This is a genomic window from Bacillus spongiae, from assembly GCF_037120725.1.
Taxonomy (GTDB): Bacteria; Bacillota; Bacilli; order Bacillales; family Bacillaceae_K; genus Bacillus_CI; species Bacillus_CI spongiae.
In genome coordinates, this window is sequence record NZ_JBBAXC010000030.1 from 1 (window position 1) to 20,916 (window position 20,916).

The following is a 20,916-nucleotide window of genomic DNA, read 5'->3' on the forward strand; positions in this document are numbered from 1 at the left end:
GAAAATTCACTGCCATTAACTAAGGTTATACAAGTAATCAAACCCAAAAATAAAAGAAAGGTGAATTTGAGAACTCTCAAATTCACCTTTCTCACTTTTTGAAGGTAGTTATGTCCCAGCCTCTTTTTTATAATTAGAGATAGTAAATCCGAACGACAAAATAGTTATTCAAGAAAATGGCCAGATAATGGAATAAGACTTTCAAATAAAACCATAATGTTAATATTCGTATCAAGAAAAGATCAACGCACATTTTAAGTCTTCTAATTCAAGTATTTTAAATCAGTTACAGCTTCATAGGGTTTAATGGGTCTTTTTTCTAATATTTTTTGAACGAAATCAGGATTAGCAAGTAAAGGGCGTCCAAATGCAGCTAAATCAATTGTACCTTCTCTAATAGCATTAGAAGCAATTTCTAGATTTAAATTTCCTACACCTATAATGATTCCATCCCAATATTTTCTCACCAGCTGATGAAAGGTCATATCATTAGCAACTTTCTCAGTAAAATCATTTGTTGATGGGTGGAGAATTTTGATTCCAACTTCATTAAATAATTGTATAAAAGCCTTTACACTCTCTTCAGGATTGGTCCATCTATAACTTGGGATATCATCTTTAATTTCAGAAAATCTAATGATTGTTTTATCTTTACCCACTTCGTTAATAACTGCATTTAATACTTCCTTCATAAATAACAATCGATTGAATATATCACCCCCATACTTATCAGTCCGTTTATTGGTAACTTCAGAATTGAATTGGTCTATTAAGTAACCATGCGCTCCGTGTATTTCAACTCCATCAAATCCTGCTTTAACTGCATTTCTTGCAGCCGAAGCATAATCTTGAATCACTTTTTTTATATCATTCAAAGACATTTCTTCAGGAGTTTCGTAAGGCTTACGTAATCGATGGACAAGACCATCTGCTTTTACAACTGAGGGTGCTTGAGGAGCGAATCCCCCAGTCAGGTCGTGGTGTGTTAATCTTCCCACATGCCAGAGTTGCGCAACAATTTTTCCTCCTTCCTCATGAACAGCACCAGTTACCTTTCTCCAAGCATTTACTTGGTCTTCTGTATACAACCCTGGCACACCCAATGTTCCTTTGCCCCTAAGAGTTGGATTAATACCCTCTGTTATTATAAGACCTACACCATCTTTGGCGCGTCTTCGGTAGTAAGCAACGATATCCTCACCAACAATGCCAGAAGTATTGTTAGCAAAACTACGTGTCATTGGAGCCATAACAATTTTTGTTCTAAGGTTCCAATTAATGATTTTAATTTGATTTAATAGATCATTTTTTTCCATGTTCATAACTCCTTTATAATGGTATTAACTTCTTGCATAATTTTATATAATGAAAGTAAGTAAATATATAGAAAACTAAAGTTAATATTGGTCCGGTACTTTTAAATTCATTTATTTTTATATATTTCACTTATAAAATAAAGGTGGTCTTATATATGGATAACTTAGATAAACAAATTCTCCTAGTTCTACAGGAGAAAGGTCGAATTTCGATGACGGAACTGGGAAAAGAGGTAGCATTATCTCAACCAGCAGTTACTGAAAGAGTTCGAAGAATGGAAGAAAAGGGGATCATTGATCATTATAGGGCTATAGTTAGACCTGGAAAAATAAACAAGCCTATAACAGCCTTTGTTTTATTCCAGACCAAAGGGTGTGAAAGTTTTGTGCAATTTTGTAATGAATCAAACGACGTAATCGAATTACATAGGATAAGTGGGCAATATAATTTTTTGGTAAAAGTTGTTACAGAAACTCTTCAAGCGCTAGAAGTTGCAATTAATGAGATGGGCACATTCGGAGATTCAACTACATTAATAGTGCTTTCATCACCTATAGAAAATGATAAATTAATTCCCTTAATAAAAAACTAAATCATATTAAACATCGATTAAGGGATAATTTATTGAAATGCTTATTGAAGCAGCAAAGTGTGATTGCTCTTTTAATTGAGGAAGAGGGTTTGTTGATAATGTGGAGGCGGCTATGAGAGATAGAAGTTCACTAATAATAATTGAAAATAAACAGGTTGTCTTAGAAGAATTAGGAGTAGAAGTCAAAGTTAACGAGTGCATTTCAGAAGTTGAATTTAATGGAACACAATACTTTTTTCTTTCTCAAATCATTGCTGGAGCATTTGGAACTGGGAAAGGTGAGGAATACACTGATGAAAATAGAGATAGAGGAACTTACTTGCCAATGTGGGTAGATATAGAAAGTTTATCGTCTATTGAGGTTAGACCGAAAGAAGTTGCTTTAAAGGTGAAATCCTTACTCAATTAAATGGGGCGTTAACTAATAATTATATTACAAGGTATCTCGAATTCAAGTCTTCAGCATAAGGGTGCAAGAATTGAGTTAAATGGTTGGTGATGAAATGAAGAAATTAGTTAAGCAATTTGTATATGACTTTCCCAAGTTTAATGATTTATTAGAAGAGCATATAGAACTTAATGAAGAAATTTTGCCTCATGTATTCTTCGGTGAATGTAACGAATATTTCAAAGAGTTCCTTAAAAAAGACGATAAAGAAGAGCTTAAGAAGTTATTTGATTTCTTTGAGAGAATGGCAATTGAAGGTGATGACTACACTAAGGAAATATTAAGTGTGACTATCCTTGCAAGGCTAGGTGATGATAAAGATATCCTTAATATAAGTTATAAATATATGAGGGAAGAAACAAGGAACTTTTCAAATGAAATTGAAAAGTTTTGGGGTAGATAATGAAATCAGTAGACTTAAGTAAAAATAATCCTAAAACAAATCTTGAATTCAAATCTTCGACAATTGGGCGCTTTTCTGGAATAGAGAAGCCTCTTTCTTTATGGACTTGGCTGGCTTGGTCAGCATAATAGAATAAAGAATTGTCTTAAATCTGTTTCTTTGAAATAATTAGTAATAAAGAAAAATCAAATGGATAGTTACTTATTATTTACAAGGAGAGCATGCTAAATGATTCAATACAAAAGTAGAAATTTGACAGTTTTTCAAAGTTCGTTGTATATGACTACTTCAGCTATAATACACACAGACGAAGTAATTATTATGACAGATCCAAATTGGTTACCTAATGAAGTTGAAAGAATTAGGAATTATGTTAATAGTATAAAAGGTGATAAGCAGCTATACATTATTTACACACATAGTGATTATGATCATGTTATAGGGTCTGGTGCATTTCCTGATGCAAAAGTCATTGCAACAGAAGAATTAAAAAATAGTTCTCAAAAAGGTGAAATAGTGAAGAAAATACATGCATTTGACCAAGGGTATTATTTACATAGAAACTATGAACCGGAGTACCCTTCAGTAGATATTGCTGTTGCAAATGATGGAGAAACGTTAAATTTAGGAACGATATCTCTAACATTTTATAAGGCACCTGGGCACACTAAGGATGGTTTATTTACGGTAATTGAACCATATGGAATATTTTTAACCGGTGATTATCTTTCAGATATAGAGTTTCCATTCATATTTAGTAGCTACAAAGATTACATTAAGACCATGAAAAAAGCCGAAGAGATATTAAGAATACATAATATAAAAGTTCATGTTCCTGGCCATGGAACTACTACCGAAGAACCTACTGAGATAAGAAATAGAATAGACTTTTCTAAATTTTATTTAAAGGAATTGAAAAAAGATGGAGAAGCTTTGGAAAACCTTTGTCTTAAAAAGTACCCTTTCTATGAAGGGATGAAAAATATTCATTTTGATAATATAAAAATGGCTAATAATGGAGAAAAAATTTAGAGATTCATATACGGTGTGCAATTTATCTCGAATTCAAGTCTTTAGCAAATGTACGCAATAGTTTAACATCGTGCTTTTATAAAATAGGCGGTGATTGTCATTAAAGTAATACCATTTAAATTAGCAGTTATTTTATTAAGTATCTTTCAAATATATTCAATCTATAAAAATTGGGAAAATGATTTTCAAACGAGTTTAATCTCAATCTTAATTCTTATAGGTTGTATTATTTTAATAATGCTAGATATTTTCTTTAAAGATGATTCAAAGAAACAGTGAATCTAGTGCTACTCAAAACACTTAATTAAATCAGCAAAGGGTTTTCTACTTGAAGATCCTTTTTTTTCTATATTTTTAATTCGTTATTAGTTAAATATTTTTTCCACAAGAACATCTTTTTTTGTGTTTTTGATGTAGTACCGTTAAATTGTTTTGATATTTTAAATAGGAATGCTCGAATATTAAGTGAAAAAGTAGTCAATATGTGTGTTTTCTTATCTTTAGATAGAGTTTTATGATAATATAAACTATTGAGAAAACGGACGAAAAAAAATATAAATATAGCTTTAATTGAGGTGTTTCAGTGGAGAATAAATTTATCAGGGGGACTTTATTTTTAACTATAGCAACCCTACTATCTAAGATTTTGGGCTTCATATACATTATCCCGTTTACGTTTCTCGTTGGGGAACAAGGATACATTTTGTATAAGTATGCCTACACTCCATATACCTTAATGTTAAGTCTTTCTACAATTGGCCTTCCACTTGCTGTTTCCAAATTTGTTTCGAAATATAATGCATTAGGTAACTATAGAGTTGGATTAACTCTATTAAAATATGGAACATATTTAATGATTTTAAGTGGTATTATCTCATTCACTGTTCTGTATTTAATGGCACCATTCTTAGCAGGACTTGTAATTGACCCTAATGATCAAACAGGTAATTCGTTAGCAGATGTTCAGCACGTAATACGACTTGTCAGCTTTGCTTTGTTAATAATTCCAGTTATGAGTATCTTTAGGGGGTATTTCCAAGGAAGCCAATCAATGGGACCATCGGCATTAAGTACAGTAATCGAACAGCTAGTAAGAATCATATTCATCTTGGTTGGTGCATATGTAACGATTCATATATTTAATGGTTCACTTACAAATGCTGTTGGGGTTGCAACTTTTGCCGCATTTATAGGTGGGATAGCGGGATTTATTATATTATTAGTCGTTTTTTTAAAGCGAAGAGCATTAATAAAAAAACAAAGGGATTTGAGTTCTAGTAATGAAGATATAAATATAATATCAATGTTTAAGGAATTGAGTGGGTATGCCATTCCTTTTGTTATTACAGGACTAGCGTTACCGATTTATCAGACGATAGATACCTATACTATTAATCCATTGTTTCAGTCAATGAATTACACACTTGGTGAAGCAGAGACCATTAATGCAGTTATAGGTTTAGTTCAAATTCTTGTATTGGTTCCTGTGTCGCTAGCAACGGCATTCGGTATGTCTTTAATACCAGGTATAACATCTGCTTTTATAAGTAATAGAATGATAGAAGTACAAAGTAAGATCTCACAGACCATCCAAATTCTGATGTTCTTTACTTTGCCAGCTGCTATGGGGTTATGTATTCTTGGAGAACCAATTTATAGAATGGTGTTTGGGTACGAAAATAAAAATAGTCCTGAGCTAGGTGGATTTATTCTACAATGGTATTCTTTAGCTGCGATAGTGTTTGCGTTGTTTACGGTAACATCTGCAATTATGCAAGGGATTAATAAGCAAAATAAATTAATTACTGGCATTATATTAGGTATCTGTTTAAAGATTGTTTTAAACTTTAAACTTGTGCTATATTTCGAAGAAGTAGGTCCAGTTTTAGCAACTTACTTAGGTTTTATCATATCAATTATATACAACATATTCATAATTAAGAGAACGATTGGATTTAAGATAATTCCCTTACTCAAGACAATAAAATCCATTTTATTGTTAGTTTTAGCAATGACCTTGGCTGTTTGGTGTGTGAAAGAACTGCTTGAATTATGGTTACCTGGAACTTTAAGTTTATATTATCGGTCTCTAATCATTTCAATTATCTCTATTATTATTGGGATATCCCTTTATTTAGGTGTAGGTTCGAGACTGACTTTAGTAAAAAATTTAGCAATGAAAAATAGAAAATAAAATAATAAATAGCGACTGATTCACCAGTCGCTTATTGTAGAATATTTGTGAAATGACATTAATATCTTTGGTGATTATTTCGAAAACTAGTCTTCAAGATAAGGACGCGATGGTGTAACATCGCGTTTTTATTATGTTTTAAAGTGTTGTTGTAAGGTTTGAGTGGCTTTGAAATAATCAGTAGTAAGTTAAAGCAGCGGATTACTTCTAAAATGATATATTTTTAAGGTGTATTTAAATAAAAACAACTACAAAATAACTATCCAAAACCTTCAACTAATGGGTGTGCTAGTTGAAGAAGAATTAAGTGATTGTAGAATTGAGATCATATTTAGTTATTCCATTTAAGGGCACGATTGTGAAGTAACAAAAAGGTCTAATACCCCAACTTTAATGCTCGGAAATCGGACCTTTTTATATTTACATACAGTGCAAAATAATTCCAAAAGTGACAACTGAATTAGAGGTGAGTAAAAATACTTCCCTAAAACGTTCGTTTTAGGGAAGTTGTTATTCTTCTGATGGTATTTTCCTTTATGATAAGATATAGGGAAATCTAAATAAATACGGTGATTATGTGACTAATAAAAAGATACTTATTGAACGTTCAACAGGAGCTCTACTGTCTACCAATGTTAAAAAGAATGAGAGCATCTGGCGCTATGATAATTGTTATAAAATGATTTTTTCAATAAACGGATCTATGAATTACCAAATGAAAAGAAATGACTTTGTTCTTTCAAAGGAAGAATTCATGATTTTTAATCCATACGATGAACATAAACAGCTTTCAGTAGAAAACCAAAAATTTCTTATAGAACTTGATCCCTTTTTCTTAAATGAAATAGCAAATTCGATTAACTCTTATAATTTTGATATTCAATTTGCGAATTCTATTCAAAAAAATCCCCAGATAACCCAGTGGGCTCTTTTTGTAAGTGAATATGTATCTATGTACAATGAAAATATAGATAATTCAGTGGCTCTTTTTTTGGACCATAGCTTTTCACAATTAGCCATCCTGTTGATTAAAAACACAGTTGGAAATCATACTCAAACATGGGATTTAACCAGTTTTAAAACCGTCAGTCCTTTGATATATAAAACTATGGAAGCGCTGATGGAAGATTATCAACGTCAATGGACATTAGATGAAATGGCGATTGTTTCTAATCTTAGTAAATATCAATTTGCTCACTTATTTAAAGAAATTACGGGTTTGTCACCATATTCCTGGCTACAGGTTTATCGCATAATACGTAGCCAAGAAGAATTGAAAAAAACGAATAAAAGCATATTAGATATTGCACTTGATTGTGGTTTTTCATCTGTTTCCGTCTATAATCAGCTATTTAAACGTCTGTATGGAGATACTCCTGGAACTTTTCGTAAAAAACTAAAATGATAAACGATTGTAAAAAAGAGCATTATACCACCACAAATTGTAAATAGTGTATGTGTAGAAACAAAGGTAGAAAAATATCCAAATAGTCCTAGAGATACGACATTAGAAAAATATAAAAGTACTGCGTTAAAACTAAATCCACGTCCTAATTTATCTTTAGGAAGGAGCTTTTGTAGTAAATATACTCTTGAAAGGCTTGCTATAGGTAAACCTACGGCAGTTATTAAAACTCCAAGGAAGTATAAAGGTAGCTGATATGAAACACCCAAAATAACGATTCCTACACCCCAAATAATAGAACCTAAGAAATAAATCTTAATCGTCAATTCCTTCCAGATAAATGGAATCAATATATTTGTTATCACAACAGTAGCGCCATACCATCCCAAGAGAACGCTATACCATTGTTCACCATTCGGAACACTTTCTACAATTTGTAACAATAAGCCAACTTGCCATACCCAGGTATTACAGAAAACCATGATGAAGGTGACTATAAACAACTTTTTAAGTGTAATTTCAGTTTTTAGCCATATACCAAATTCTTTAATAGAGTAAAATATGTGAAATGTTTTATTACGTTTAGTAAGAGAAGGGCTATCTTCATTAACTTGAATTTTACCTACAAAAAAAGCACTGATAAGATAGGTAATCGCATCTAATGTAAAGAAGTGAATTTCTCCAATGGTATGTATAAACCCTACAACAACAAGAGGAGATAATACTTGAACACCTCGGGTTACTGTATCTAACAAGCTATTGGTAGTTGTCCTTTCTTCCTCTTTTGTGATTATTGGTAAGATAGCACGATGTGACGGGTTAAAGAAACAACCTAAGGCTTGAATAACAAAGCTAACTATGATTAAGTACCAATAGTTCAGTAATCCAAGATGATTAATTAAAACTAAGGAAAAAATGATAGGAACTCGAACAAGATCAATGAGGATCAATAACGATTTTTTATTTACCGAATCCGCAAACACTCCCCCAATCAGCCCAAACAAAAGGTAGGGTAAAGCTTGTGAAATGGCTATACCTGTTGTATGGAGACCTGACCCTGTTAATTCATAAGCCAGAAAGAGGAAAGCTAAACCTGATACAACATCACCCAAACTTGAAGCTCCTGCTCCTGCTATATAAAAGACAATATTTCTGTTCCTTAATACTTTTAAATCCATATAAGTCACCTCATATAAAGATTACGATAATAAGAGGACTTCTTTCGTTATTAATATTGCTATTTTTTATAGCAACATCAAGTAGGAAAAATTAATTGATAAAATAGTGACTTTATAGTTGAGGTGTTAGAAACGAGGAGGAGAAGATCTTGATTACTGTAAAAAAGGTGAGTTTTAAACATGTAGAAAGTATTGCTGAAGTTTGTGATAAATGATAGATCACTAAAATACGCATATCAAATAATATATATACATATTTTGATTCGAAGACGATTTTAAATTCTAGGAATCTAGCTTAATACTGTATTAGTAAAGGGATTCAACCACTTCATGATAACTATTTCCGATAGCAAGTTTTATGTTGTTTAGTAATGAATGAGGTTAAGGTTAGGGAGAACAAATTGAGGAGGTGATAGGGTTGCAACTATTATTTGTTTACTTCCCATTTACGATTTTAGGTTTAATTAGCTTGTTGCATTTTTATTGGGTTCTGAAAATGGGGAGTTGCTGCATCATTGCCAGAAAAATCAGAGGGAGGGAAAGTATTTACTCCTAGGTGGTTTGAAACCCTCATTATTGCAGTCGGGTTAATTGGTGTGGGATTTATATTATTGAGTCAAAATGAGTTAGTTCCATTTTTGGAATCGAATTCTTGGACAAAATGGTCTAGCATTATTCTCACGTTTATTTTTTTAATTAGGGCAATAGGTGATTTTAAGTATTTAGGATTCTTTAAGAAGGTGAAAAATTCAAATTTCTCAAAGTACGATACAATATTTTATTCCCCTCTATGCTTGTATTTAGCCATATCTTTCATGATATCATGGATACGATAATTTACTATAACCAGTTATATGTTAATGGCAGGTAGTTATTTATTTCTGCTTTAAATAATACAACCATATATATTATTAAATGAATAACCTCTCCTTTTTTTCTTTTTTAAAAAGCTTGTCTATAATCTGAAAACCTATTGCATTGAGTGTGCTTTTGTAGGAATATACCATTTTATGAACGGAACCTTAACTAAATCTTAAATTTTGTCCTATTTTCACATTTTTTTGCGAAATCATTCGGGTAATATATTAGTGTAATGCATAATTTTGTGATTAAGAGCATGTTTATGAAGAAAATGATGAAAAACTCAGCTAAATAAACTGTTTAATGTAAATGATAAATTTTGAGGAAAAATAGATAGTTTAGAGTGAAAAATGTGGTGCGTAAACATAGACGAGGTGTCTCGTGAATAATAAGAAAGAAAAATGAATAAGAGTCGTCGCTTTGTTTATCATGGTATTGGGATTACTTTACTCTAAAGGGATATTCCTTTAATAGGGAAGGATACGTCGCGTATATGCCTTTCTTCATGGTAACGCCTGTAGCTTTATAAAGACTATATTTATTTTTCCAAGAAAGAAGAGATAGCAATATGAAAAAGGAAGACTGGTTTATGATTATGACTGTAGCATTTGTATTATTGGGATTGGCATTAGCTCTATGGTTATTAGACCACTTTGGATATAGAAGCTACACACCTTTGTTTACAGCAATTCTTGTTGTCATGTATGGAATTTATCTATTTTTCTTCAAGAAAGAAGAAATTAGGGACAAGGTTCGTAGGATGCTATTTTTTGTGCTAACAATTCTAATCGCTGTGTATCTACTATCGAATGCTATTAAAAGTTTTGACATCCTCGGGTTTACGTCAATTTCTATATTAGCTATAACTGTCCCTTCTATGATGCACGCCTTTGCTTTAATCCTTTTTGGGAAAAAGGAAGACTAATTAAAAAAATGTTCTGGTGCAAAAATAATATACCAAAGCAGGTTGTGATTGAATGTTTAACGATGGATTTCCAGTTCATTTGAGAGATGATGTGACAAAAATAATTAAACTCATTTCGTCAATGCCCTATAATAATAGCACTATTGGAGAATCGCAGGATATTGATGAGTATGTTCAAGATGATATTGTGATAAAATTTCCTTATCGTATTTACTACATCGATAATTCAGATAAATATATAGATAGTTTAAATGTACAACAAAAAATGATTTTGCATTGTATTTATTCAAGAAGTTGTGACGGATTTGTGCGACAGAAGCATTTAAAGTTATTACTAATGATGGATTATGAGAATTGGGCTATTCCTTACATTGTTAAAATATGTGATGAGTATGTCATAGAAATAGTAGAAATGACTTATGAAATCTTAAAAGAACGGGACACAGAAGAGATTAAGAAATTTTGCCTTGAAAATAATGCGTTATTTTACAAAAGCTACAATAGAATGATTAGTTATTGGAACGAGTATTACAGATTAAAATACAATAATTTTCAAGAATACGTTGGTAGAAAATTATTTGAAGATTGTTTTGGATACTCTATATAAAAGGAACGATGAAAAAATAGGGTTCTGACGATACACTAGGAAAGAGAACCTTTAGATTTAGTTGTTAGTAGGGAAATTTTAGAGGAAAGATGAAGGAAGGGGAATACGGATTAAATTTAAGCTGCAGGTGTTCTGATGAATGTGAACTGAGAGCGTTTGTTTAATTTTTCACCCTAGTAAGCTTGAACGATGACAAGCACTAATTGAGAGGTACAATTATGTCTAGAATACTTGATAAGAAAAATTACAATAATAAAAAATCTAGTTCTAGTTTTGATTTTGAGAGCACTCAATGGGAACGTTTCCTAACTATAGATGGAAACAGAGCGTATAACATAGGTGTTAATTGCGATACATGTAGTTTCTTTTTTGAGAGGTTAGGTTGAGCAAATCGCAGTAGTTTAGCCCCTTCTGAGTTATCGAAACAATTAAAAAAAGGACTTAAACAGTTAGACTCACTATTTGTGGATGACTTATCAAATATAATACCCAAGGGTAACTACATTATTGCATTATTGGAGATAAATCCGCAAATGGTTACATTAGGGAGTCAGAATGATTACTTTGTAAATGAGCAACTTAATGTATGGGGGATTGACCCGTTTTGGGGACTACCTCAATACCCAAAGATTGAATATTATAGGGGAGAAACGAAAGTAATATCTAATGACGAAAAGCTATTTGAATTTATAGTTCCAATGACACCAAAGAATTGGTTAGATATTGAAACAATAAATTACTATGATAATGCCATTGACGAACATAATAAACCAACTGCTGTTGCCCTTTCTGTCTTAGATGTTAGACAGCCTGCTGATTGGAAAGGTGAACTAAAACACAATAAACATTATTGTTTAAGTCATTACTTAATTGACGGTCACCATAAAGTTCACTCGTCATATAGGAACGGTAAACCAATCACAATGTTATCGTTTTTGGCTCTTAAACAATGCATTGCTTATGAAGATGATATAGAAAGCATCTATTCAGTAATATAATTTCTTGTTCAACGAAAGGGCGCAATTGTGGAATAACAAAGGTAGAAAATAATCGAACTCTTTATAAAAACAAACATTTAATCTTCAGGTGAAGAAGCCATTTTGATCAAGTTTTCAAAATGATTTTTTAGTTCATAAGAGCAACTCTTATTTTTCCAAACAAAAATTGGGCTAACTATTATGTTAGCCCAATTCATTAAAATACTTTTGTTGTCCAATCTTCACAATTCCATACATCTGTTGCAATATCATGATAAAAATCAGGTTCGTGGGAGATAAATAGGATACTCCCCTTGTATGCCTTTAATGCGCGCTTTAATTCGTCCTTTGCATCCACATCCAAATGGTTCGTCGGCTCATCGAGTACGAGTAGGTTTGTTTCTGAATTGATGAGCTTGCATAATCGTACCTTTGCTTTTTCTCCACCACTTAATACTTCGACCTTGCTTTCAATATGCTTTGTTGTAAGTCCGCATTTTGCAAGAGCGGCACGAACTTCGTATTGAGTAAAAGATGGGAATTCACTCCAAATTTCTTCAATACAAGTGTAATTATTTTTTGTTTTGATTTCCTGTTCAAAATATCCTATATGCAAATAATCGCCAAGTTCTACCTTACCCGAAACAGGGCTGATTTCACCTAAAATACTTCGTAATAGTGTCGTTTTTCCAATTCCGTTTGCCCCAACAAGCGCAATTTTTTGGCCACGTTCCATACGAAGGCTTAGCGGCTTAGAAAGTGGTTGATCATATCCAATTACAAGGTCGTTTGTTGCAAAAATGACCTTTCCAGCAGTTCTAGCTTCTTTAAAATGAAATTCAGGCTTTGGCTTTTCAGAAGCGAGTTCAATCACGTCCATTTTATCCAGTTTCTTTTGACGTGACATGGCCATATTACGTGTAGAGACACGGGCTTTATTTCTAGCGACAAAATCCTTTAGTTCCGAGATTTCTTGTTGCTGACGCTTATAAGCGGATTCTAATTGTTGTTTCTTCATTTCATATACTTTAAGGAAGTCATTATAGTCGCCAACGTAACGATTTAATTCTTGATTTTCCATATGATAAATTAAGTTCACCACATTATTTAAGAACGGTATATCATGAGAGATTAAAATAAAGGCATTTTCATAATCTAAAAGGTACCGTTTTAGCCATTCAATATGTTGTTCATCAAGGTAGTTAGTCGGTTCATCTAAAAGTAATATTTCTGGCTTTTCAAGTAATAGCTTTGCAAGTAAAACTTTTGTTCGTTGTCCACCACTTAGGTCGTGGACATCACGATCTAGTCCTATATCTGTTAGACCAAGACCTCTTGCCACTTCATCAACCTTAGCGTCGATTACGTAAAAATCATTGTTTGTTAGCATGTCTTGAAGTGTCCCTGTTTCTTCAAGAAGTACTTCAAGTTCCTCAGGTGCAACTTCTCCCATTTTTGCAAAAAGTGCGTTCATCTCAGCTTCAATATCAAACAAATATTGAAAGGCTGTTTTCAAGATATCGCGAATCGAGGCCCCTTTTTTTAAAACGGCATGCTGATCTAAGTAGCCGACACGTACTTTTTTAGACCAATCTACTTTTCCTTCATCCGGTTGTAGTTTTCCTGTAATAATGTTCATAAAGGTAGATTTACCTTCACCATTTGCTCCAATTAAGCCGATATGCTCCCCTTTCAATAGGCGAAAGGAGACGTCATTGAAAATAGCACGGTCACCGAATCCATGACTTAAATTTTTGACAGTTAAAATACTCATAGTTGTCACCAAATCCTTTTATATTGATGAATTTATTATAAAGAAAATGGAGTGATTTTACCATTGAACAAGAAATTATTCCATACACTACCATCGATGTGTAATTTTTATTTAGTTGCGTGACGAGTGAAAAAATAGTTTGGTCAGTTGGAACTTTTTTATAATTTTATCGTAAATAATAGTATAAGAAAGGGGAGTTTGAACATGGGGGATAACGGATGTATTAAATGTGGTCATAAAGATGCTGGAACAAAGGAGATTGCAGCAACGGGTACGGGATTATCGAAAATGTTTGATATTCAACATAACAAATTTACCGTTGTGTACTGCAAAAAATGTGGTTATTCCGAGCTATATGCTAAGGAAGCCTCTACGTCATCCAATATATTGGACTTATTTTTCGGGTAATTGTCTCGTTGGGTATAGAATGAACACTATCGAGGAAAAGGAGCTATTTAGGCTCCTTTTTTGTTTTTGTAAAAGAAGATGTTTGATGAAAGGACCGACAATATCCCTTGTTATGTTGTTTTCTTTAATTTTGTCGCTAACCATCGCATCATTCTGCACGAAGATTATAGGGTCAATGCTAGACAACTTCACTGGTTTTATGATAATAAAGAAAGTAGAGAGATGAAGGAGTGAATAAAATGAATAGAAGTGCACTGGTAGTAGGTGCTACGGGGTTAGTTGGAAATGAATTGGTCAATCTCTTGTTGGAGAGTGACGAATATACTTCGGTGACAATTTTGGTAAGAAGAGATGTGAATTTACAGCATCCAAAATTGACCGTGAAAATAATCGATTTTGATCAGGTAGATGAGGCCATTAACGAATACTATGATGATGTTTTTTGTTGTTTAGGAACGACGATTAAGAAAGCGAAAACGAAAGAGAATTTTCAAAAAGTTGATTTAGCTTATCCATTAAACATAGCCCAAAAAGCGAAAGAACAAGGATTAGGTCAATTTCTTGTTATCTCATCTCTTGGTGCAAATACTTCCTCTCCTTTCTTTTATAGTCGGGTAAAAGGCGAATTAGAGAAGGGTTTGATTGAATTAGATTTACCATCCCTAAAAATTTTTCGACCGTCTCTGTTAGTAGGTCAACGACCTGAGGTTCGCTTAGGGGAAAAAAGCGGAGAGATTGCTGGGAAATTGTTTCGACCGTTTTTAATAGGCCCAATGAGAAAGTATCGTTCGAATAAAGGAGAGAAGGTTGCGGAAAGAATGTACGAAGCAGCACTTCATCCTACATCGACTTCTGTCACCGTTTATGAATCATCAGACTTACAATAAAAACAGAAAGCCTCAAGGAATTACCTTGAGGCTTTCTGTTTTTATTTAGAATAACTTTTTAAGTATTGTTGGATTAACATGTGAATTTTCTTCCATTTAATATCCGGTAAATACGTGAGCATTCCCTTCAAAACGACTGCACGTGGTGCCTCCCTATTTAACTCTTCGATTAAAACTTGGACTGTATCTTGTACTTCAACGGCTTCTTCTGTTGTGAACTGTTGTTGAAGCGTTTCTAAATAAAGAAGAATGTCTTCCCTTGTCGTTGGGGTTGAAGTAAAAGTACAGATAGATTCAGTCCGAAAAAGAGGTTCCTCATTTGACTGAATAATCCCAGCTACGAGGTCATCAAGTCTGCTTAGTAGATAAACTGCTACTTGTTCTGGATGAAGGGATTCTTTTTCAAAAATCATATATTCCATATACGTTTCGAAAATACCTCGTAACATAAAGCTCAAGTCTACTAAATACTTTTCAACCTTCTCTCCATATATAGAAGTAATTAATTGTTGATAAAAAACATGTTGTTCATAACGCATATTCATCAAATAAGTTTGAATTTCTTCAGAAAAAGGCACTGCTTTTTCTCGTAATTGCATAATAATAAAGGCTTTATGTTGTTCTATTTCTTCTATTTGAACTTGAAATTGTTTAATAAATTTCTCTCTTGGTGGGAGTGGCTGAACTTCAATACTTAATACTTTCTGCTTAATTTGCTTCGTATGGTATTGTAGAATTCCAAGAAAAAGGGAATCTTTTGACTTGAAATGTAAATAGAAAGCGCCCTTTGAGATGCCACTTTCTTTTGCAATTTCTTGAATGGATGTGTTACTAAATCCTTTGTTTGCAAATAGTTTCATGGCCGTCTCAATGATTAACAATTCTTTTTCTGTCATTGTTCTGCCTCTTTTCATTGTACCTAATAGTGAGAGTGGTACTATTATTATGTTTTTATTATGACCGCTTGGTCATTTTATGTAAAGAGGTTAACAAATAATTCACAATTTATTAGTTGACTATTGACTTGTCGGTCAGTATGATAAGGATATATTGTGACCGGACGGTCAATGGCAAAGGGAGGAAGAGTCTAAATTGAATCGATTAATAAATTTTAATTTGAAAAATAAGTTTGCTGTATGGTTAATTACCATCATTATTACAGTAGCAGGATTATACTCTGGTTTCAATATGAAACTGGAAACTTTACCTGATATTAATACGCCACTTATTACAGTTTCAACTGTATATCCTGGTGCAACTCCAGAAGAGGTCGCGGATAAAATATCAGAGCCGATTGAAAAAAACATTCAGAATTTAAGTGGAGTGAACGTTGTTAGTTCCTCTTCTTTTCAAAACGCTTCTGTCATTCAAGTAGAATATAAATTTAGTAAAAATATGGATGAAGCGGTAGAGGAAGTGGAAGAAGCACTCTCAGATCTAGATTTACCAGAAGGGGTCAATGCACCTGATGTATCGAGACTAAGCTTTAATGCATTTCCTGTCCTATCAGTTAGCGTTTCAAATGAAGACGTATCCTTAGCTGAGTTGACGACGAATGTAGAGGAGGACCTTATTCCAGTTCTCCAAGGGTTAGACGGTGTTGCTTCTGTAGAAATTTCAGGTCAACAAATTGAAGAAGTACAACTCGTGTTTAATCAAGAGAAAATGGCTGAATTAGGTCTAGAAGAGGAAACCGTTCGAGGCATCATTCAAGGTGCTGACGTTGCCTTTCCTTTAGGGTTATACGCGTTTGATAATACAGAGAAATCTGTTGTTGTCGATGGAAACATTACGACTCTAGAAGATTTAAAAACTATTCAAATTCCTGTCCTAGGCTCAGGAGCTGGCGCGCCGAGTGGGCAAACAGATGTATCACAAGGAGAAGCATCAGGGACACCGACCACCCCACCAGTGATCGAAATTCCTACAGTCGCTCTAGAGGATATAGCTGATATTGAGCTAGTTGGAAAAGCCGAATCCATTTCAAAAACAAATGGAAAAGAATCCATCGGTGTTCAAATTGTAAAAGCAGCTGATGCAAATACAGTAGATGTCGTAAATTTAGTAAAAGCAGAGTTGGATAAATTTGCTGAAGACACGAGTGGTGTAGAGGTCATTTCTACATTTGACCAAGGTGAGCCAATTGAAGAATCTGTTACTACGATGCTAAGTAAGGCATTATTTGGTGCACTTTTTGCCATCATCATTATTCTCTTATTTTTAAGAGATATAAAATCAACATTGATTTCAGTGATATCGATTCCATTATCACTCTTAATTGCGATTCTTGTTTTAAACAGAATGGATATTACGTTAAACATGATGACCCTTGGTGCCATGACCGTTGCAATCGGTCGTGTAGTAGATGATTCAATCGTTGTCATTGAAAATATATACCGCAGAATGTCATTAAAAGGAGAAGTTTTAAAAGGAAAAGACTTAATTCGAGAAGCAACGAAAGAAATGTTTGTTCCGATTATGTCGTCTACGATTGTTACCATTGCCGTTTTCCTTCCGCTTGGACTTGTGGAAGGGATGGTTGGTGAACTATTCTTACCATTCGCATTAACGATTGTATTTGCTTTATTAGCTTCCTTACTTGTGGCCGTCACGATTGTGCCAATGTTGGCGGATATGTTATTTAAAAAAGGCGTGAAAAAGAGTCATGAAGACAAGCCAGGGCGCCTTGCAGGAATGTATAAGAGTATTTTAAATTGGGCGCTTAACCATAAAATTATTACTTCTTTAATGGCTATCGCGATGCTTGTCGGAAGCTTGTTCTTAGTGCCGTTCATCGGAGTGAGCTTCTTACCGTCAGAAGAAGAAAAAATGGTGGTTGCCACCTATAATCCAGCTCCGGGGCAAACACTTGAAGACGTTGTTTCAATCGCTGAAGATGCAGAAAAGTTCTTTGAAGGTCGTAACGATGTTCAAACGATTCAGTATTCTGTTGGTGGAGAAAACCCAATGAGTCCTGGTAGCTCGAACCAAGCTTTATTCTTCGTAGAGTACGATGAAGAGGCGGAAAACTTTAGTGAAGAAAAAGAAGAGGTTATAACTGAACTTCAAAATATGACCGAATTGGGAGAGTGGGGTTCTCAAGATTTCTCTTCCAGTGGTAGTAGTAATGTGATTAAATATTTTGTTTACGGAGATAAGCTCTCAGATATTGAGCCTGTTGTAGCGGATATAAAAGAGCTCATGGAAGAAGATGATAATTTCCGTAAAGTAGATACAAGTATTTCAGATACGTATGAAGAGTATACTCTTGTCGCTGATCAACAGAAATTAAGTAAGCTTGGATTAACGGCAGCACAAGTAGGAATGGAACTAAGTCAACAACGACAACGTCCTGTTTTTACTACGGTTGAAAAAGACGGTGAAGACGTTAATGTGTATATTGAAGTGGAAAAAGAAGAGTATTCATCTATAGAAGATTTAACCGAAAAGACGATTATGTCTCCGTTAGGCATTGAAGTGCCGATTAATGAAGTAGTCGAAGTAGTTGAAGGGAAAACAAGTGATACGGTAACAAGACGTGATGGACGATTATACGTCGAAGTCAGCGGAGAAGTAACTTCGAAGGACATCGCTAAAGTTTCGCAGAAATTACAAGAGAAGGTTGATGACCTGACGATACCGTCAACAGTTGAGGTTAATTCAGGTGGTGTAACGGAAGATATTCAAGAATCCTTCACCCAATTAGGTCTTGCGATGCTTGCGGCAATCGCCATTGTGTATTTAATCCTTGTTATAACATTTGGTGGAGCACTTGCACCATTTGCCATTCTCTTCTCATTACCGTTTACGATTATTGGTGGCTTAATTGCTTTATTGATTGCAGGAGAGACAATTAGTATTTCTGCTCTAATCGGAGCGTTAATGTTAATCGGTATTGTTGTCACAAATGCCATTGTGTTAATTGATCGAGTTATCCACATGGAAAATGATGGTTTATCAACAAGAGATGCCTTACTTGAAGCAGGGGCTACTCGCCTACGTCCGATTTTAATGACGGCACTTGCAACGATTGGAGCATTATTCCCTCTAGCACTAGGGATTGATGGAAGTGGCCTTGTATCCAGAGGTCTAGGTGTAACCGTTATTGGTGGATTAACAAGTTCAACATTATTAACGCTCATCATTGTTCCAATTGTGTATGAAACATTAAGCAAATTCAAAAGAAAACCAAAAACGAGATAATACTTGAATGAGAGGGGCCTCCCTCTCATTTTATTTTCTTTACGAAATCACGAAAAATATTAAAAAAGCACATAGTAGCTTATCTTCTATGTGCTTTTTATTTATAAGTAATAGAACTAAAAGGAACCACTTCTAAGCGTATGAATTCATTCACTCTGAAAAAAAGTCGCGTAATTCTTCTGGGAGTACTTCGACATTTAGAATATGTAGTTTGTTTGTCCCTGGTGAAGTTTCAATTAAAATGGTCTTGTCCTCATATCTAAGTACTGTCACTTGGCCAACACTTGTTGGGATTGTAGAGCTATTTTTCACTAAATTATATTCTTTATTCGAGAAATTCCCCTCATATCCATCGAGTACCAGCTCTTTAGCTTCCTCAAAATTATCGGAAAACCTTACGCGCTGATATAATTCTAGAGAATTATTAGGTGAGTAATATATGTCATGAAACATTATTCCTAGTGGAATTAACATTATTAAAATAAATCCTATTTTCACATTCTTAGTAGCAAAATTCATGAATCTCCCTCTATGAATAAATTATTTATTATTAATACAATAAATGTTTAAAGCTTTTCACACAAAGTCCGATTCCTTTGTTTTGTTCAAGTTAGATTCAATAAAAAAAGCGATGGATGAGTAGATTTCCATCATCCAACCGCTTATGGTTTATTCTCCTCCACCTCCACCTCCACCACTATCGCCTCCACTACCACTATCACTACCAAAGAAGCCATCATTCCCCGAATCGAATAACCCTAAATGACTTCCGGAGGATGTGGTTGAACGCTTCTTTTGCTTTTGTTTACTTGTGTCTAGTGAAGCGATGATTCCAATAATAAGTATTATTATAAAAAGAGAGATAAATATTACGAACATCGTCATTTCCCCTTTCAATTGTTATACTTTACATACGAGAAGAACTAACAAAAGTTTCATTTTTTAGTAAAATATATACTATTATGTATTTTTCTTTTTTTTGGAAAAAATCACTGCGTACACGTGTATCGCTATTCATATATAGCACCCAACAGAGAAGAGGAATTACCAAATTATGATCTTATTCTTATAATCGTTACACCTGCAAAAACGGTAAATAGTACAATTGATAGAAATAGAATCACATAATTTATATGAATGCTTTGGTATCCTAGATAATAAATAACAATTGTAACTAAACCTATAACTCCAATTATTGCAATCGCCATACGACTCAAGAATTTCCTTATCATCAAATGGATTCGTTCATTCCGTTCTGGATCATTGTTTTGTTCAAGTTTAGGAAACCACTTTCGCGCTAATGCCACTATTCCTAGACCGAATAGAGCTCCGAATAACCCTGCTAAAATCCCCGAGAAATAATTGTTATTTCCTGAGAGAAATATGATTAAAACGACTCCAAGCATTGAACCAATAAAAGGACCTACAATCTCTTTTTTCATTCATTCTCCCCCTTTCCTGTAAATCGCCCCTCCTCGAACATTGTGAAATAGATACTCTATTTTAAAGACAATTCTAAGCTTGGGTGCCTGTGATTTAACAAGACGGACATGGGGGTGTATGCAGAGCGAGAAAGAATTCTGTATACAATTTAGACACGAAAACTTAACGTGTAGGGAAGTGCTTAATGGCTAACCGATAAAGAAACATTATTAAGAGTAATAGACTTTTAGAAAGTCGGGCTACTATACTTAAATGCTGAAAG

20 protein-coding genes and 1 pseudogene are annotated in these 20,916 nt (G+C 33.8%); 14 read left to right on the top strand and 7 right to left on the bottom strand.

The features are described from left to right. Positions 1 to 263: 263 nt before the first annotated feature. Positions 264 to 1,316 carry an oxidoreductase gene (locus tag WAK64_RS21265; RefSeq protein WP_419465978.1) on the bottom strand — a complete coding sequence of 351 codons (1,053 nt, stop codon included), beginning with the start codon at positions 1,314 to 1,316 and terminating at the stop codon, positions 264 to 266. Positions 1,317 to 1,471: 155 nt separating this feature from the next. On the opposite strand from WAK64_RS21265, the gene WAK64_RS21270 reads away from it, so the two are divergent. From WAK64_RS21270 to WAK64_RS21300, 7 genes are all read left to right on the top strand, one after another. Then, the gene (locus tag WAK64_RS21270; protein WP_214484841.1) at positions 1,472 to 1,909 is read left to right on the top strand and encodes an Lrp/AsnC family transcriptional regulator; all 438 of its coding nucleotides are present in this window, start codon (positions 1,472 to 1,474) and stop codon (positions 1,907 to 1,909) included. Positions 1,910 to 2,021: 112 nt separating this feature from the next. Further along, complete coding sequence (locus WAK64_RS21275) at positions 2,022 to 2,318, top strand: NUDIX hydrolase (protein ID WP_336589000.1); 297 nt, start codon at positions 2,022 to 2,024, stop codon at positions 2,316 to 2,318. A gap of 79 nt (positions 2,319 to 2,397) precedes the next feature. After that, entirely contained in the window at positions 2,398 to 2,760 is a 363-nt protein-coding gene (locus WAK64_RS21280) for a DUF7674 family protein (protein ID WP_336589001.1), read from the top strand. After that, the gene (locus WAK64_RS21285) at positions 2,760 to 2,888 is read left to right on the top strand and encodes a hypothetical protein (RefSeq protein WP_336589002.1); all 129 of its coding nucleotides are present in this window, start codon (positions 2,760 to 2,762) and stop codon (positions 2,886 to 2,888) included. Before WAK64_RS21280 ends, WAK64_RS21285 begins: the two co-directional genes overlap by 1 nt. Before the next feature lie 100 nt (positions 2,889 to 2,988). Beyond that, positions 2,989 to 3,792, top strand: coding sequence for an MBL fold metallo-hydrolase (locus WAK64_RS21290; RefSeq protein ID WP_336589003.1), 804 nt, complete (start codon positions 2,989 to 2,991; stop codon positions 3,790 to 3,792). 583 nt (positions 3,793 to 4,375) lie between these two features. Further along, complete coding sequence (locus WAK64_RS21295; protein WP_336589004.1) at positions 4,376 to 5,986, top strand: putative polysaccharide biosynthesis protein; 1,611 nt, start codon at positions 4,376 to 4,378, stop codon at positions 5,984 to 5,986. A gap of 577 nt (positions 5,987 to 6,563) precedes the next feature. Then, positions 6,564 to 7,391 (top strand): helix-turn-helix transcriptional regulator, encoded by an 828-nt coding sequence (locus WAK64_RS21300; RefSeq protein ID WP_336589005.1) that lies wholly within the window; start codon positions 6,564 to 6,566, stop codon positions 7,389 to 7,391. On the opposite strand, the gene WAK64_RS21305 is transcribed toward WAK64_RS21300, so the two are convergent. Beyond that, positions 7,331 to 8,569, bottom strand: a complete 1,239-nt coding sequence (locus WAK64_RS21305) for an MFS transporter (RefSeq protein WP_336589006.1) — start codon at positions 8,567 to 8,569, stop codon at positions 7,331 to 7,333. The genes WAK64_RS21300 and WAK64_RS21305 overlap by 61 nt on opposite strands. Before the next feature lie 509 nt (positions 8,570 to 9,078). Between WAK64_RS21305 and WAK64_RS22535 the strand changes: the two are divergent. The 4 genes and pseudogenes from WAK64_RS22535 to WAK64_RS21320 all read left to right on the top strand — a co-directional run. Continuing rightward, a pseudogene (locus WAK64_RS22535) lies at positions 9,079 to 9,405 on the top strand (DUF3995 domain-containing protein); the annotation flags it as partial. A 593-nt stretch (positions 9,406 to 9,998) separates the two neighbouring features. Continuing rightward, positions 9,999 to 10,355, top strand: a complete 357-nt coding sequence (locus tag WAK64_RS21310) for a hypothetical protein (protein WP_336589007.1) — start codon at positions 9,999 to 10,001, stop codon at positions 10,353 to 10,355. Positions 10,356 to 10,407: 52 nt separating this feature from the next. After that, the gene (locus tag WAK64_RS21315; RefSeq protein ID WP_336589008.1) at positions 10,408 to 10,962 is read left to right on the top strand and encodes a hypothetical protein; all 555 of its coding nucleotides are present in this window, start codon (positions 10,408 to 10,410) and stop codon (positions 10,960 to 10,962) included. A gap of 533 nt (positions 10,963 to 11,495) precedes the next feature. After that, a complete protein-coding gene (locus tag WAK64_RS21320; protein WP_336589009.1) occupies positions 11,496 to 11,960 on the top strand; it encodes a hypothetical protein in 465 nt (154 codons plus the stop codon). Between the two features lie 196 nt (positions 11,961 to 12,156). On the opposite strand, the gene WAK64_RS21325 is transcribed toward WAK64_RS21320, so the two are convergent. Then, entirely contained in the window at positions 12,157 to 13,713 is a 1,557-nt protein-coding gene (locus WAK64_RS21325) for an ABC-F family ATP-binding cassette domain-containing protein (protein ID WP_336589010.1), read from the bottom strand. Positions 13,714 to 13,917: 204 nt separating this feature from the next. Here WAK64_RS21325 and WAK64_RS21330 point away from each other — a divergent pair, with 204 nt between their 5' ends. Then, on the top strand, positions 13,918 to 14,121 hold the full coding sequence (locus WAK64_RS21330) for a zinc ribbon domain-containing protein (protein ID WP_336589011.1): 204 nt from the start codon (positions 13,918 to 13,920) through the stop codon (positions 14,119 to 14,121). 239 nt (positions 14,122 to 14,360) lie between these two features. Then, positions 14,361 to 15,008 (top strand): NAD(P)H-binding protein, encoded by a 648-nt coding sequence (locus tag WAK64_RS21335; RefSeq protein WP_336589012.1) that lies wholly within the window; start codon positions 14,361 to 14,363, stop codon positions 15,006 to 15,008. 41 nt (positions 15,009 to 15,049) lie between these two features. Here WAK64_RS21335 and WAK64_RS21340 read toward each other — a convergent pair whose 3' ends face one another. After that, a complete protein-coding gene (locus WAK64_RS21340) occupies positions 15,050 to 15,904 on the bottom strand; it encodes a TetR/AcrR family transcriptional regulator (RefSeq protein ID WP_336589013.1) in 855 nt (284 codons plus the stop codon). Between the two features lie 196 nt (positions 15,905 to 16,100). Here WAK64_RS21340 and WAK64_RS21345 point away from each other — a divergent pair, with 196 nt between their 5' ends. After that, the gene (locus WAK64_RS21345) at positions 16,101 to 19,211 is read left to right on the top strand and encodes an efflux RND transporter permease subunit (protein ID WP_336589014.1); all 3,111 of its coding nucleotides are present in this window, start codon (positions 16,101 to 16,103) and stop codon (positions 19,209 to 19,211) included. Between the two features lie 150 nt (positions 19,212 to 19,361). Here the strand turns inward: WAK64_RS21345 and WAK64_RS21350 are convergent, their stop codons facing one another. From WAK64_RS21350 to WAK64_RS21360, 3 genes are all read right to left on the bottom strand, one after another. Continuing rightward, entirely contained in the window at positions 19,362 to 19,730 is a 369-nt protein-coding gene (locus WAK64_RS21350) for a hypothetical protein (RefSeq protein ID WP_336589015.1), read from the bottom strand. Between the two features lie 150 nt (positions 19,731 to 19,880). Then, the gene (locus WAK64_RS21355) at positions 19,881 to 20,090 is read right to left on the bottom strand and encodes a hypothetical protein (RefSeq protein ID WP_336589016.1); all 210 of its coding nucleotides are present in this window, start codon (positions 20,088 to 20,090) and stop codon (positions 19,881 to 19,883) included. 173 nt (positions 20,091 to 20,263) lie between these two features. Next, positions 20,264 to 20,653 (bottom strand): hypothetical protein, encoded by a 390-nt coding sequence (locus WAK64_RS21360; RefSeq protein WP_336589017.1) that lies wholly within the window; start codon positions 20,651 to 20,653, stop codon positions 20,264 to 20,266. Positions 20,654 to 20,916 lie beyond the last annotated feature (263 nt).